The organism is Micromonospora sp. LOL_021, assembly GCF_048060215.1.
In the GTDB taxonomy this organism is placed as follows: domain Bacteria; phylum Actinomycetota; class Actinomycetes; order Mycobacteriales; family Micromonosporaceae; genus Micromonospora_E.
The window spans coordinates 75,332-89,335 of sequence record NZ_JBHMIN010000015.1 but is presented as its reverse complement, the minus strand read 5'-3'; the positions used below and the strand labels follow the sequence as shown (position 1 = coordinate 89,335).

The 14,004-nt window shown below is 67.5% G+C and carries 16 protein-coding genes and 1 pseudogene; 11 read left to right on the top strand and 6 right to left on the bottom strand.

The features are described from left to right. Positions 1–42: 42 nt before the first annotated feature. From ACFHWT_RS12875 to ACFHWT_RS12865, 3 genes are all read right to left on the bottom strand, one after another. Positions 43–1,419 carry a phosphomannomutase/phosphoglucomutase gene (locus ACFHWT_RS12875; protein WP_416594832.1) on the bottom strand — a complete coding sequence of 459 codons (1,377 nt, stop codon included), beginning with the start codon at positions 1,417–1,419 and terminating at the stop codon, positions 43–45. A 152-nt stretch (positions 1,420–1,571) separates the two neighbouring features. After that, on the bottom strand, positions 1,572–2,471 hold the full coding sequence (locus ACFHWT_RS12870) for a hypothetical protein (protein WP_416594831.1): 900 nt from the start codon (positions 2,469–2,471) through the stop codon (positions 1,572–1,574). 142 nt (positions 2,472–2,613) lie between these two features. Continuing rightward, on the bottom strand, positions 2,614–4,119 hold the full coding sequence (locus ACFHWT_RS12865; RefSeq protein ID WP_416594830.1) for an aldehyde dehydrogenase family protein: 1,506 nt from the start codon (positions 4,117–4,119) through the stop codon (positions 2,614–2,616). Positions 4,120–4,196: 77 nt separating this feature from the next. Here ACFHWT_RS12865 and ACFHWT_RS12860 point away from each other — a divergent pair, with 77 nt between their 5' ends. The 10 genes and pseudogenes from ACFHWT_RS12860 to ACFHWT_RS12815 all read left to right on the top strand — a co-directional run bounded on the left by ACFHWT_RS12860 (position 4,197) and on the right by ACFHWT_RS12815 (position 11,393). Further along, positions 4,197–4,592, top strand: coding sequence for an ArsR/SmtB family transcription factor (locus ACFHWT_RS12860; protein WP_416594829.1), 396 nt, complete (start codon positions 4,197–4,199; stop codon positions 4,590–4,592). Continuing rightward, complete coding sequence (locus ACFHWT_RS12855; RefSeq protein WP_416594828.1) at positions 4,561–5,052, top strand: SRPBCC family protein; 492 nt, start codon at positions 4,561–4,563, stop codon at positions 5,050–5,052. The genes ACFHWT_RS12860 and ACFHWT_RS12855 overlap by 32 nt, the downstream gene beginning before the upstream one ends. A 151-nt stretch (positions 5,053–5,203) precedes the next feature. Further along, the gene (locus tag ACFHWT_RS12850) at positions 5,204–5,980 is read left to right on the top strand and encodes a helix-turn-helix domain-containing protein (RefSeq protein WP_416594827.1); all 777 of its coding nucleotides are present in this window, start codon (positions 5,204–5,206) and stop codon (positions 5,978–5,980) included. Then, a complete protein-coding gene (locus ACFHWT_RS12845) occupies positions 5,967–6,155 on the top strand; it encodes a DUF397 domain-containing protein (protein WP_416594826.1) in 189 nt (62 codons plus the stop codon). Before ACFHWT_RS12850 ends, ACFHWT_RS12845 begins: the two co-directional genes overlap by 14 nt. Positions 6,156–6,294: 139 nt before the next feature. Continuing rightward, positions 6,295–6,588: pseudogene (locus tag ACFHWT_RS12840) on the top strand (transposase family protein); the annotation flags it as partial. A 49-nt stretch (positions 6,589–6,637) separates the two neighbouring features. Beyond that, the gene (locus ACFHWT_RS12835) at positions 6,638–7,129 is read left to right on the top strand and encodes a hypothetical protein (protein ID WP_416594825.1); all 492 of its coding nucleotides are present in this window, start codon (positions 6,638–6,640) and stop codon (positions 7,127–7,129) included. Positions 7,130–7,680: 551 nt separating this feature from the next. After that, on the top strand, positions 7,681–8,247 hold the full coding sequence (locus tag ACFHWT_RS12830; protein ID WP_416594824.1) for an RICIN domain-containing protein: 567 nt from the start codon (positions 7,681–7,683) through the stop codon (positions 8,245–8,247). Between the two features lie 416 nt (positions 8,248–8,663). Beyond that, positions 8,664–9,560: an IS982 family transposase gene (locus tag ACFHWT_RS12825; RefSeq protein WP_416594823.1), complete on the top strand. Its 897-nt coding sequence runs from the start codon at positions 8,664–8,666 to the stop codon at positions 9,558–9,560. A 178-nt stretch (positions 9,561–9,738) separates the two neighbouring features. Next, a complete protein-coding gene (locus ACFHWT_RS12820) occupies positions 9,739–10,629 on the top strand; it encodes an SAM-dependent methyltransferase (protein ID WP_416594821.1) in 891 nt (296 codons plus the stop codon). Positions 10,630–10,925: 296 nt separating this feature from the next. Further along, positions 10,926–11,393, top strand: a complete 468-nt coding sequence (locus ACFHWT_RS12815; protein WP_416594820.1) for a Uma2 family endonuclease — start codon at positions 10,926–10,928, stop codon at positions 11,391–11,393. 26 nt (positions 11,394–11,419) lie between these two features. Here ACFHWT_RS12815 and ACFHWT_RS12810 read toward each other — a convergent pair whose 3' ends face one another. Then, positions 11,420–12,241 carry an SDR family NAD(P)-dependent oxidoreductase gene (locus ACFHWT_RS12810; RefSeq protein WP_416594819.1) on the bottom strand — a complete coding sequence of 274 codons (822 nt, stop codon included), beginning with the start codon at positions 12,239–12,241 and terminating at the stop codon, positions 11,420–11,422. A gap of 96 nt (positions 12,242–12,337) precedes the next feature. Continuing rightward, positions 12,338–12,808 (bottom strand): MarR family winged helix-turn-helix transcriptional regulator, encoded by a 471-nt coding sequence (locus ACFHWT_RS12805; protein ID WP_416594818.1) that lies wholly within the window; start codon positions 12,806–12,808, stop codon positions 12,338–12,340. Between the two features lie 61 nt (positions 12,809–12,869). On the opposite strand from ACFHWT_RS12805, the gene ACFHWT_RS12800 reads away from it, so the two are divergent. Beyond that, positions 12,870–13,238: a VOC family protein gene (locus tag ACFHWT_RS12800; protein ID WP_278173945.1), complete on the top strand. Its 369-nt coding sequence runs from the start codon at positions 12,870–12,872 to the stop codon at positions 13,236–13,238. A 120-nt stretch (positions 13,239–13,358) separates the two neighbouring features. On the opposite strand, the gene ACFHWT_RS12795 is transcribed toward ACFHWT_RS12800, so the two are convergent. Beyond that, on the bottom strand, positions 13,359–13,988 hold the full coding sequence (locus ACFHWT_RS12795; RefSeq protein WP_416594817.1) for a DUF4291 domain-containing protein: 630 nt from the start codon (positions 13,986–13,988) through the stop codon (positions 13,359–13,361). Positions 13,989–14,004: the final 16 nt, after the last annotated feature.

The window sequence follows — 14,004 nt, the reverse complement described above, 5'->3', positions numbered from 1 at the left end:
GCCGGCGGACCCCGTCCCGGGGCGCGCCTTCCGGTGAAGATCCTAACCGCGAACCAGCGCGAGCACCCCGTCGCGCAGCTCGGCCATCCGCTCGGTGGTCGGCGCCTCCACGTTGAGTCGCAGCAACGGCTCGGTGTTCGAAGCACGGATGTTGATCCAGGCACCGTCGTCGAAGCGTACGGTCAACCCGTCCAGCTCGTCGGTGTCGGCGTCGGCGTACGCCGTCTTGATCTCGGCGAGCTTGGCCTGCTGGTCGGTGACCGTCGAGTTGATCTCACCGGAGGCGACGTACCGCTCGAACTCGTGGGCCAGCTCGGACAGCGGCTTGTCCTGCTCGCCCAGCGCGGCAAGCATGTGCATCGCGGCCAGCATGCCGGTGTCGGCGAACCAGAAGTCCCGGAAGTAGTAGTGCGCCGAGTGCTCGCCACCGAAAACCGCGTTGGTCCGGGCCATCTCGGCCTTGATGAACGAGTGGCCGACCCGGGAGCGCACCGGCTCGCCGCCGTTCTCCCGGACGATCTCCGGCACCGCGCTGGAGGTGATCAGGTTGTGGATGACCGTCTCGCCGGGATGTTTGGCCAGCTCCCGGGTGGCGACCAGGGCGGTGATCGCCGACGGTGAGACCGGCTCGCCACGCTCGTCGACGACGAAGCATCGGTCGGCGTCACCGTCGAACGCCAGCCCCAGGTCGGCGTTGTGCTCCCGGACCGCCTTCTGCAGGTCGACGATGTTCTCCGGGTTGAGCGGGTTCGCCTCGTGGTTCGGGAACGAGCCGTCCAGCTCGAAGTACATCGGCACGATGGTCAGCGGCAGGGCCGGCAGCACCGTGGCGCCGAGCACCGCCGGCACGGTGTAGCCGCCCATCCCGTTGCCGGCGTCGACGACCACCTTGAGCGGCCGGATCGCGGACAGGTCGACCAGGGTACGCAGGTGCGCGGCGTAGTCGGCGAGCAGCTCGCGCCGCTCGACCCGGTCCCCGCCGGACGGCACCTCGCCGCTGTCGAGCAGCGCCTGCGCCCGGTCCCGGATGTCGGTCAGCCCGGAGTCCTGGCCGATCGGCGCCGCCCCGGCCCGGCACATCTTGATGCCGTTGTACTGGGCCGGGTTGTGGCTGGCGGTGAACATCGCACCGGGCAGCTCCAGCGCGCCGGAGGCGTAGTAGAGCAGGTCGGTGGAGGCCAGCCCGGCGTGCAGCACCTCGGCACCAGCGGCGGTGGCCCCGGCGGCGAACGCGTCGGCCAGCGGCGGCGACGACTCACGCATGTCGTGGGCGATGACGATCCGGTCGGCTTTGTCGCCGCGCTCGGCCAGGACCTGCACGAACGCGGTGCCGATGGCCCGGGCCACGGTCTCGTTCAGCTGATCCGGAGTGGTGCCACGGACGTCGTAGGCCTTGACGATTTTAGACAAGTCAGACAAGGTCTCGCTCCTCAGCCGTGCCGATGCCAACACGAGTGAGGGTAACGGAGCGGTGGGCAATGCCTTCGGCCAAGGCTGACGGTCCATCCTCCGGCAGCACGATGTTCATCCTCCGGCCTGGTACGCCCGCTCCTGGGACTGCCAACCGCTGGTCAGCGCCGGATCCGGGGCAACAACACGGTCGCCCCGCCGTCCCCACCAGGACCACTGGCACCGAGCGGACCGCCGGAACCATCCGGACCGGAGCGGCCATGCCGGGCACCGCTGCCGGCGGGGCCCGACCGGGCCGGGCGCAACCTGCGGACCAGCAGCACCAGCAGGGCGATGCCGACGGCGACCATGCCGACCCCGGCGGCCATCACCCCGGTGCCGACGCCGGAACCGTCGTCACCGGCCGGCCCACCGGCGGTGCCGGCCGCGGCCAGCAGGTCCTGGTCCGGCAGTACGGCCGGCGCGTCACTCGGCTCGGCGGCCGCGCTGTCGACCGTCGGTTCCGGGGTCGGTTCCGCGCTCGGCGACGGGGTCGGCGGACCCGGCTGGTAGGTGCCGGCGAGCCGGCCGCCGACCCGCTTCGCCCCGGCTTCCCGGCCGAGCAGCACCCCGCCGGCGGTGTACGCCTCACCGACGATGTTCGCGACTCCGGCGGGCGCACCGGCCCGGAACGCCATCCGGTAGCGCACCGAGCGGCTCTTGCCCTTGCACAGCTCGTCCTTTTCCGGCGCGGTGTGCTCGGTCAGCAGCAGCCCGTCGCCGTTGTCCCACAGCGGCACGGTCACCCAGTCGTCGTCGATCCGGGCCTGTACGCCGACCTGGTCGGGAGTGACACCGGGCAGCCGGATCGCCAGGGCGGTACGCACCGCCACGCACCCGTCGGTGCGTTTGGTCACCTTCACGGTCACCCCACCGGCCTTCTCGCCGGCCGTGAACTTGCTCGGCAGGCCGATCCGCACCCGCTCGTCCTGGCCGTACGCGGGGCCTGCGGCGAGTGCCGCTGTGCCGACGGTCAGTGCGAGCACCGTCGCCAGTCGAGCCGCGCCACGCCGTACCGACATCTCCGCCTCGCCTTCCGCGTCGCCGGCACCCGCGCTTCGGACGCCACCGCGCGACAGGCTACCGCGCTCCGGCTACACCCCCTGGTACGCGCGGCACGCCTGGGCAAACCGGTGGGGCGACGGCAGCTGTGATCGGCGGCGGTCAGAGGTCGAGTCCGGTGAGGACCATCACCCGGGGATCGGTGTAGTCGTCCATCGCGCTGCGGACCCCTTCCCGGCCGACCCCGCTGCCCTTGACCCCGCCGTACGGCATCTGGTCGGCCCGGTACGACGGTACGTCACCGACGATCACCCCGCCGACCTGCAGGACGCGGTGCGCGGTGAACGCGGTCTGCAGGTTGTGGGTGAACACGCCGGCCTGCAGCCCGTACGCCGAGTCGTTGACCGCCGCGAACCCGGCCTCGTCGTTCTCCACCCGGTCCACGACGAGCACCGGGCCGAAGACCTCCTCGGTGAGCACCTTCGCGCCGGCCGGCACCCCGGTCAGCACCGTCGGCGGGTACGTCGCGCCGTCGCGTCGGCCGCCGACCTCGATCGTCGCCCCGGCGGTCACCGCCTCATCCACCCAGGACTCGACGCGCATCGCGGCGTCCTCGTTGATCAGGGGCCCAACGTCGGTCGCGTCGTCGGCCGGGTCACCGGCCCGCAGCGCCTGTACGGCGGCGACGAGCCGGGGCAGGAAGCCGTCGTAGAGCCATTCGTGCACGTACACCCGTTGCACCGCGATGCAGCTCTGCCCGGCCTGGTAGTTGGCGAAGGTGGCGATCCGCTGTGCCGCCTGGGTCAGTTCCTCGTCGCCGGTCCAGTCCTCGCAGATCACCGCGGCGGCGTTGCCGCCCAGTTCCAGGGTGACGTGCTTGTCCGGCACTGAGCGACGGATCAGCGCGCCGACCGGCCCGGAGCCGGTGAACGACACCACCGGCAGGCGTGGGTCGGCGACCAGGTCGCCGGCCCGGTCGTTCGGCACCGGCAGGACCGAGACCATCCCGGCGGGCAAGCCGGTGCCTGATCCACTGCCCGGCGCGGCGGCCGGATCGGCCGGCTCGGTCACCTCGGCGATCAACTCGCCGAGCAGCAGCGCGGTCAGCGGGGTCGCCGGTGCCGGCTTGACGATGATCGGTGCGCCGACCGCGATCGCCGGGGCGACCTTGTGTGCCACCAGGTTCAGCGGAAAATTGAACGGCGAGATGCCCAGCACCGGCCCGCGCGGCACCCGCCGGACCACCGCCATCCGTCCGGCGGCGGCCGGGTCGGTGTCCAGGCGCTGCAGGTCACCGGAGAACCGCCGGGCCTCCTCTGCCGCCCAGCGGAACGTGGAGACGGCGCGCGCCACCTCAACCCGCGCCCATTTGATCGGTTTGCCGTTCTCGGCGGTGATCAGCCGGGCGATCTCGTCGGCCCGCTTCGCGAGCCGGGCACTGATGTGGTCCAGCGCGGTCGCCCGGCGGTACGCGGGCAGCGCGGCGGCCTGCGGCGCGACCCGGTGCGCGGCGGCGACCGCCTGCTCGACCTGGTCGGGCGTGGCGTAGCTGGTCTGTCCGACGAGCCGACCGTCGTACGGGTGGTGCACGGCCAGTGGCGCGTCACCGTGCGCCGGCTCGCCGGCCAGCCAGAACGGCGTACGCGGGGTCGGGTCGGGGTGATCCATCCGGCCAGCCTAAAGCCAGTGACCGAGGCACTCGATGGCCTTGACAACGTACAACCGATCGGTTGTATATTGGCGTGGTGATCGAGGAGAGCGCGGACCGGGCAGACGCCATGTTCCACGCGCTCGCCGACCGCACCCGGCGCGACATCCTGCGCCGGGTGCTGGCCGGGGAGCACTCCGTCTCCGCGCTCGCCGCCAAGTACGACATGAGCTTCGCCGCCGTACAGAAACACGTCGCCGTGCTGGAGAAGGCCGGTTTACTGATCAAACGACGCAGTGGTCGCGAGCAGTTGGCCAGCGGCGACGTGCAGGCGGTGCGCTCGGTGGCAGCGATGCTCACCGAGCTCGAACACATCTGGCGTGGCCGCATCGCACGCATCGACGCGCTGCTCGCAGCCGACCCCGATGGGTCGCAACCGATCCCGACGAAAGGACCGAACAATGCCCGTGACCGACGTCCAGCAGGACCTTGACAACCGGACCCTGACCATCACCGCGGACTTCGCCGCGCCGGTGGAGCGGGTCTGGCAGGTCTACGCCAACCCTCGCCAACTGGAGAAGGTGTGGGGACCGCCGACGTACCCGGCGACCGTGGTCGACCACGACCTCACGCCCGGCGGACGCGTGACCTATTACATGACCGGCCCGGAGGGCGACAAGCACGCCGGGTACTGGCTGATCACCGCCGTGGACGAGCCGACGAGTTTTTCCTTCGACGACGGCTTCGCGGACATGGACTTCAAGCCACTGTCGGAGATGCCGACCTCCCGCAACACGTACACATTCGCCGAGCACAACGGCGGCACCCGGGCAACCTACGTGGGCAAGTACGAGTCTGCCGAGGCCCTGCAACAGGTGCTGGACATGGGCATGGTGGAGGGCTCCACCTCGGCGATCAACCAGATCGACGAGCTTCTCACCCCCGCCCCTTGATCAAAAAGCGCTGCTGCGAGAAGCGCTCCGATTTCAGCATCCACGGCAATTCACCCTGTGGTCTACTTCCACGCTGGACTATCAGTCGGTGTCGTTAGAAGATGAACCTCGTTGAACCCGCTGCCACTTCTGGGTATTCGAGGTGATAATCATGAGTGAACTCACGACAGAGCTTCGGCGACTCCGACTGGCCCGGCGCATGAACCAGACGCAGCTGGCAAAGGCGCTCCGCGTGTCGAAGTCGTTGATAGCCAGCTTCGAGACCGGTCGGCTGGTGCCGAAGGAGGACACCGCACAGGCGCTCGACGAGGTGCTGAACTCCGGTGACAAGATCCAGCAACTGGCCGACGAGGCACGCGGAGACCGCCAGCCCTGGCTGCGTCCGTGGGCCGAACACGAACGGCGGGCCGCGTTGCTGCGCTGCTGGGAGTTGTCGATCATCCCTGGGCTGCTGCAACGCGAGCCCTACATGCGTGAGCTGTTCGCCGCCTCACCCTGGAGCAAGAGCAAGGTCGACGATCTTATTCGGATCCGGCTCGGCCGGCAGGCGGCGGTGTTCACCCGTGACGAGCCGGTCGAGCTGTCCTGCCTGATCGGCGAAGCCGCTCTGCACCAGGGGTCCCGTGAGGTTCTCAAGGATCAGCTCGGCTACCTGGTCGACGCCAGCCACCAGTCGAACGTCCGGATACGGGTGGTGCCCGACCGCAACATCGGCCTCAACCCAGGTCTAAACGGACCACTTTCGCTGGCCACCCTGGGCGACGGCCGCCGGATCGCCTACCTGGACGACCAGCTGCGCGGCAGGATGGCGAGCACGGCAGCCGACGTCATCGAACTGGAGTGGGTCTGGGAAGCCATTAACGATCTCTCGTTATCGACTACCCAGAGCCGGGACCTGATCCTAAGGTTGATTGATGAACACAACTGACCCTTCATGGCGGAAATCCACCAGGTCAAGCGGCGTGAGCAACTGTGTCGAGGTGGCCGACAACCTGCCCGGCCGGGTCCTGGTCCGGGACACCAAGGACCGCGACGGCGCCACCCTCGCGTTCGCCCCGTCTGCCTGGCGCTCTTTCGTCGCGCTGGCCAAGCACCACCACTGACCCAGCCGCTCACCCGCCGGACACCGTCGGGGCGCCGGCCCTGCCAACCAGGGCCGGCGCTTCATCTCGGTCAGGCCGGCCCGGTCCCCCTCGACGGGCCGTGGGCCCGCACCCAGCGTCAGGTCGGTCGGCTACGCCGATGACGTGGATCAGGGGCATTGAGTGTTCGACAGACGGCCACCCCGCCGCCACACCCGTCCGGCCGGTGACCCTGGACGAACAACCGAGTCTGCTGGACGCCTTGGCGATGGTGTCGAATCCCCGCAGCCCACGCGGGCTACGCTATTCGCTGGCCGGGCTACTCACCGTCGCGGTATGCGCGGTGATGGCCGGCGCATCGAGCATGACCGCGATCGCGGACTGGCTACACGATCTCGACGACATCACCCAGGCCCGACTCGGCTTCGTCCGCCGGGCGCCCGCCACGGCCACGGTATGGCGGCTACGCCACCCGTGCCAGCCGCGCCCTGGTCGGCTCCCGGTTGTGGGTTCCCACCGCGCACCTCGACGCCGACACCCGCCGCGCCGCCACCGGCGTCCCCGCCGACCTCGAGTTCGCGACCAAACCCCGACTCGCCACCGACCTGCTCACCGAGACACTCGACGCCGGCGTACCCGTGCGGTGGTGCACCGCCGACGCGTCTACGACCGGGACCGGCGACTACGCGGCCTGCCAGACCCGGGGAATCGGCTGCAGGCCTCAGCGTGCCGTGCTTGTCCCGGATCACTCCGCCCAGCTGGAGGACGAGGACGAAGGCCCGCGCCGGAACGGCGGCCGCGACCCTGACCACCGACACCGCCTGGCAGGCCAGGTCCTGCGGGGAGGGCTCCAAAGGCGACCGCTGGTACGCGTGGGCGTGAATCGCCGCCGCCGGCCTCGCCACTACCTGCTCGTGCGCCGGAGCCTGGCCGAACCCCAACGACCTGACCTACTTTATTCCGCTGAATACCCGAACACCTCCCGGCGGCCCTGACCGCGCCGGTACAGGTGACCGGCCGCGGTGCACGATCGACAAGGACCACGGGTTCGGCAGGGACCACTTCGGGTTCGACCAGCTCCTCCAACCGGCCCCACACCCCGATCGTGTGGCACGTAGTGCTGGTCATGGCCGCTCTCGCCGTCTGCGCGGTCACCGCCGCCGACGCCGCAGCCAGGACCCCGCCACCACTCGACCGACCTCGGACACGCCCGGCTGACCATCGTCGGGATCAGAGGCTGTACGACCTCGCGACCATGGCCTGGCACAGCATCGAGCACGATCTCCGCTGGTCCTGGTGGCGCCGTCGCCATCAAGCCCGCGCCCGCTGGTACCACTACCGGTCCAGACTCACATGATCGAGTCGCAAAGTACGGCTGTCCCAAGGCTGCCCCACTAGTGAACTACATCTACCACAGCGTAGACGGCCAAAGTATGATCATTTATCAAGAACCATCGGAAACCTCTTGTGTGAGCGCAGTCTGTCTGTAACTCTTGGTGCCAAGTAGCCACTCATGGCAACGAAGTCACCACAGAGAGGAGTGACAATGCGTAGCGGAGCAATCAGGGCGGTGGTTGCGGCGGTTGTGACTGCGGTGCTGGCGGTCACCGCCAGTTCGGCGGCCGCGCACGCAGCGACCGATGACAGGACCCCGGTACCAATCTCGGTGGCCTTGTCCCAGTCAAAGTCGCTGGCAGTGACACCCTTCGCGATCAAGAACAAGAATTCCTCCAAGTACCTACAGGCAAGTAGTACGGCCAACAACGCCATTGTTCGCCAGCAGCTCGCCGGCCCAAATGCTCTCCAAGGCTGGGTCCTTGTCAACGATTCCGGGTACACTACCTTCTGGAACTACGGCGTAGACCGGAACATGGGAACCTCAGGCGCCAGCACCGCCTCCAACACGTCCGCAGTCATCGTCAACGGATCCTCCAGCTTCGACCAAGACTGGGTCATTTCCGCGATCGATAGTACGTTCTTCAACCTCAGAAACCGCAAGAACACCTCAATGTGCTTGGGAATCGACGGCGCCAGCACCGCCGCCGGCGCGAGGGCTGCCATCTACGCCTGCGCCAGCGCAGCCAATCAGACGTGGTCATTCACCAACTTCTGACTGAGGCCATCTATCTGGTCCGGCCGAGCAGACTGGCTCGGTTCGGCCGGACCGGGCACCAGGGGACCCTTGATACAAAGCCCATGGCAGAAGTTGCTCATAGTTTGAGCCGAAGCTTTGATCGTTGTGGCAGCGCGACGAGGCGGGACGGCGCTCCGGCCACGGGTTATGACGCCAGTTGTGATGATCAGTTGTCGGTGGGACGTAATCGATGTGGCGGTTGTCTCGCACATCGTGGGTTCGAAACGGTCAGACGGGAAGTTGCCGGCACAAGTGTTGGTGAATCTGACTACGGGGGTTAGCCTGTTCCGATCACGACTACACCGAAGGTCGGTGTGGAAGCAGGACCTAGACGAGTAGTTCCGAAGTCAGGGGTCGATGTCCGGGCATGTGGAGAGGGCATCCAAGATCATGTTGTGACGCAAGACCTGGACACCCTCTTGACCGCACTGTACGTGAAGATCGACGACAGCATCCGCACGCCCCGGTGGCGCGGCAGACCACCACTGCTGACCGACTCCGAACTGGTCTGCCTGGCCGTGGCCCAGGTCCTGCTCGGCGCCCGTTCCGAAGCCCACTGGATCCGCTACGCCCGCGTCCACCTGGCCGGCATGTTCCCCTACCTACCGCAGCGGCCCGGCTACAACAAACGGCTCCGCGCCGCCGCCCTTCCGCTGATCCAGAAGACGATCCGGAACCAGGCCCGCGACAGCGACTTCTGGTTCGACAACCACTGGATCGTCGACTCCACCCCGGTGCCGTGCGGCATGTCCCGCCCCACCGTGCAACGCTCGGACCTGGCCGGCTGGGCCGGATACGGCTACTGCGCCTCCCACTCCCGGTTCTTCTGGGGACTGCGCCTGTACCTGGTCTGCACCCCGACCGGGATGCCGATCCTGTGGGCCCTGGCCAACCCGAAGATCGGCGAGCGGGAGGTCCTCACCGCGATGCTGCAGGTCGAGGCCGGTGTCGTCGCAGAACACGACGGCATCCTGCTGATCAGCGACAAGGGCTTCGCGTCCAAGGTGTTCGAGCGGAACCTCGCCGACCAGGGCATCACCCTGCTACGCCCATCCCGCAAGAAGGAGAAGGCCCGCTACGGCGAACCGCTGCTCAAGAAGGTCCGCCAGTTGATCGAGTCGGTCAACGACACCCTCAAAGGCCAACTCGACCTGGAACAACACGGCGGACGGACCTTCGCCGGCGTCGCCGTACGGGTGGCCCAACGCCTCCTCGCGATGGCCGCCGCGATCTGGCACAACAACAAGACCGGCGCACCCGTCACCCGGTCCCTGATCGCCTACGACCACTGACCGGACTTCGGAACAACTCGTCTAGTGATCCCCCACAGGCCGACTTCACGATGGCGCGTTCCACCTGTCCGCTGCGGGAACACGGGGTGGATCTCCTCGACATCCTACGGCCCGTCACTCCCGTCCAGACCCAGCCGCCGGCTCGAGCCAGATGCGTACACTGTGATACCCTGCGTCGATGAGCTCGACATCGGAGCGTGTAGCATCTGGACTTGGTCACGTTGATCGCGTCGCCGACTACTACGACGACAACACGCGTCGGTTCCTTTTGGTTGCCGAGAGCCCAGGCAGTGACGCAATACACCGTGGGGTATGGACGCCGGATGTCACGAATGTGACTCAGGCTGTGGACACCGTAAACCGCCTAATGATCGAGCGCTTGCGCGGGCAGACTCCTTCGGAAAACGCAAGGGTGCTTGACCTTGGCTGTGGCGTCGGTGGGACGATGGTGCGCTTGGCCCGCGAGGTGGACGGGATCATTTCTGGCGTGACCATCAGCCGAGTGCAGGCCGAGATCGCAGCGAAACGGTTCGCCCGCGAAGGACTGAGCGACCGCTGTCACGTATTCTGTGCTGATTTTGCCGAACTGCCCGCAGAACCACACTACGACGCCATGGTCGCCGTTGAGGCAGTCGTCCACTCGCCGTCGCTGGAGAGCCTACTCCCGTCCCTGGCTGAGCGGCTGCGCCCTGGAGGTCGCCTTATCTTGTGCGACGACTGGATGACCGACAAGGATCGTGGGCTCGCCGCTCGTAAACTCTGTCTCGACCAGTTCCGCGCCGGGTGGCGTATCGGAAGTTTGCATACTGTGGCAGAGTTGGTAGCCATGTCCGGACGCGCCGGCTTACACCTGGTCGAGGACAAAGATCTTACTGAATATTTGCGTCTCGGGCGGCCACGCGACCGCGTGGTCAAGATGGCTGTCGGCGCCACAGCCGCAGTTCCACGGCTTCGCAACCGTCTTGTTGAGATCCCCTTCTGGGCCAACATGATTGGCGGGTCGGCGCTGCAAGTTGGATTGTCGCGGCGTTGGCTGGAGTACCATTTCATCGTGCTTGAAAAGGCATGAGGCAGACCACATCTTCTCCTTCTCTCGACACCTTGGCCGCTACCTGCGCCTGACAACGGGATTGGGACGCGACTGGCGAGCCACCGCCGCATGACGGCCTTCGACCTGCATCGCTTCGAGATTGCGACGGTCGACCGACTGAATTCGCCGGCTCCGGAGCCGCCGCCAGCGGGACGAACGGCAGCGCGGTCGGGATCGTTGGCCATATGGGTGGGACCTGCATCTGGCAGGTGTGGATGGTCGGCCCAAACGGTCAGGCAGCCTGCTGATCGGCAGAGTGTGCGGGCATCGAGATCGTGGATGGGATGGTCCTCGTGAGTCCGAGTGCCTTCAATCGGCACAATCGCCTTGCCAGGCTGCTGGCGAACGCTCTGGATGGTGCCGCCGGGCCGGATTGGAACGCTGACACCGACTTCGATGTTCGGCTCCAGGACGTGCCGTTGAACAACCGTCGTCCCGATGTGACGGTTTACCGGGCGGACACCATCGACGTCACCCCGACCCGCCCCGAGCATGTGCTGCTGGTGGTCGAGGTGGTCTCTCCCGGATCGGAAACGACCGACCGGATCGTCAAGGCTGACCAGTACGCCAGGGTTGGCATCCAGTTCTACTGGCGGGTCGAGCAGGCCGCCACCGGCGCACCGCTGGTCTACACGTACGTTCTTGACTCGGCGACTGGGCGCTACCGCGATGGCGAGATCTTCACCGGCGTCGTAAAACTGACCGCGCCCTTCTCCGTTGAAGTCGATCTCGGCCAACTCTGAACGCCACGCTGCGAGGTCGGGCGGGGTCAGGTGGCTGCCGGGGTGTCGACGTCGCCGACGCGGTCAAACCCCGCCCTGCGGTTGAGGTTGCCACTCAGGCGCGCTGCCCGCTTGCGGCTCAGGAGGCGCGAGGCGAACGCGATGCCGCGATCGGACAGACCGCCGGGGAACGAGATCTCTTTGCCACGCGCGAAATCGTCGAGCGACTTCGCCGCGATACGCTCGGGCGGGACGGCTCTGGTGTGCATCTTCGCGGTGGTGCCATCGAAGAACCCGGTCGCGACAGGTCCGGGATGCACCGCCATCACCCGTACTGCGGTGTCGTGCAGTTCCTCGGCGAGGGCTTCGGTGAACGACAGCACGAACGCCTTGGTCGCGGCGTAGCTGGCCTGGAACGGCATGGGTTGGAAGCCGGCCACCGAGGACACGTTGATGATGCCGCCGTGGCCACGCTCCAGCATGCGGCCTCCGACGCTGTGCACAAGGCCCATGAGGGCGGTGATGTTGAGCTCGACCGAGTCGACGTTCGGAGCCAACGGGCGGGTCAGGAACGGGCCGACCGCGCCCATACCCGCGTTGTTGATCAGCAGGTCGATCTCGACGCGCTGCTCGGCGAGGGTGTCGACGATGGCGTGCGGCGCGGCGCGGTCGGACAGATCAGCGGCGAGTACGACGATCTGGGACTGGTGGGTCTGCCGCAGTGTCGCGGCGAGCTTCTCCAGCGCTTCGGTCGAGCGGGCGACGAGGACGAGGGCGGCTCCGCGGGACGCGAGTTCCCGTGCGTACGCCTCCCCAATGCCCTTCGAGGCCCCGGTGATCAGCGCAGTGGTTCCGGCAAACGAGTGCATCAGGACGTACCTTTCCGGGCCACCGGCCCCACCATGTTACTTCGAGCCTCGAAGCATAGGTTACTTCGAGTCTCGAATCAAATGCGGTCGGCCCCGCTAAGCGCCGTCGTCGCCATCGCGCAGGGAACGGACCATCCGCCGCAGGATCCGCAACGCCTCCGACTGCTCGGTCTCGGTCAACCCGGCCAGCATCCTGACCTCGACCGACCGGACCGCGACGGTCGCCTTTTCGAGACTCTGCCGACCCAGAGGCGTGAGCCGCGTGGGCAGCACCTTCCCGACGGGCGCTTCCGCCGGTCTGGTCACGTAGCCCTCTCGCTCCAGCGTCTGGAGCAGCACGTTCATTGACTGCCGGGTCACGAAGGCGCCCCGCGCGAGCTCGGAGTTCGACAGGCCTGGCCGTTGCGCCAGCAACTCCAGGCACGAGTAACGCGTCACGCTCATCCCGAGTGGTCGCAGAACCTCCTCCATGGCCATCCGGAGCGCGCTCGACGCCTCCTTCAGCAGATAGCCCAGCGATGTCTCCAGGTCGACGCCCTGCCCATTGCCCCGCCCGCCTTGACTCATGTCAGCATCCTGACATACATTGCGCGATGTCAGGAACCTGACACGACCGGAGGAGATCATCATGCCCGTCACCGGCCCCGACTTCATCTCGCTGCAGGCACGCGACCTCGACGCCTCGCGGGCGTTCTACGAGCAGTACCTCGGGCTCGTACGCTCGCCGGCCGGGCCTGCGCACGCCGTCGTCTTCGAGACCAAGCCCATCGCGTTCGCGCTGCGCGAGATCGTCCCCGGCACCGACCTTGGATCCGTTGCTCAGCCGGGCATCGGTGCAGCCATCTGGCTCCACGCCACAGACGTACAGGACATTCACGATGCTCTCGTCGCCGACGGTCACACCATCGTCTCCGCGCCGATCGACGGCCCCTTCGGTCGGACCTTCACCTTCGCCGACCCCGACGGCTACCAGGTCACTCTGCACGACCGCGCCTGACGAGCCCCGGACCCACATGATGCCTCCGATGGCTTGATGCTTCAGGTGCATCAAGATGCACCTGAGGCATCAAGCTCAACCAGTACCAACGGCTGACGTGCTCGATCCCGTCCTGCGGTATCAGCAGGTCGCCGCCGGTGTCGGGTCGGCGCCGATGACCGCCGCAACCTCGACCGGCAACGGATAGACCCGCTCGGCCGGCAGCAGGGCGGCAGCACCCGCGTCATCACCAGCGGAAAGCCGGTCACGCACGGCGTGCGCCAGCCCGGTCACCTCGGTGATGGCGACGGTCCACTCGTCGACGTACCGGTCGACCGCTTCGCCGGACAGCCCCGCCTGCAGCGACCGGTACGGCAGCGGCCCGAGCCGCAGCGACCGCTCAGGATCCCACTGCACCCGCACCGGGCTCGTCCTCACCCGTCGCGCCCACGTACCGCGGTCCGGGTACAAGCTTCGGTCGAAGTGGCTCAGGCACGCTGCCGCCAGCGCCCACTCGAACCCGCTGCGCCGGATCTCGACCGCCAGCACCCGCTCCTGACCGGGCTTGGACGCCCACCCGCACCGATACATCATCCACAGGAACGACGGCTTGATCCACGTCATCCGGCCCCGCTTGAACGGAGCCACGAACCGCCCGTTCGCCAACGCCGGCACAGCGATCTCCGCCGGGTACGCCTGGTACACGGTGACGGTGTCGGCGGTGTACCGAGCCCGGACCTGCCGATGACGAGCGTCCACGCATGAAATCATCGCCGATGCCGGCGAC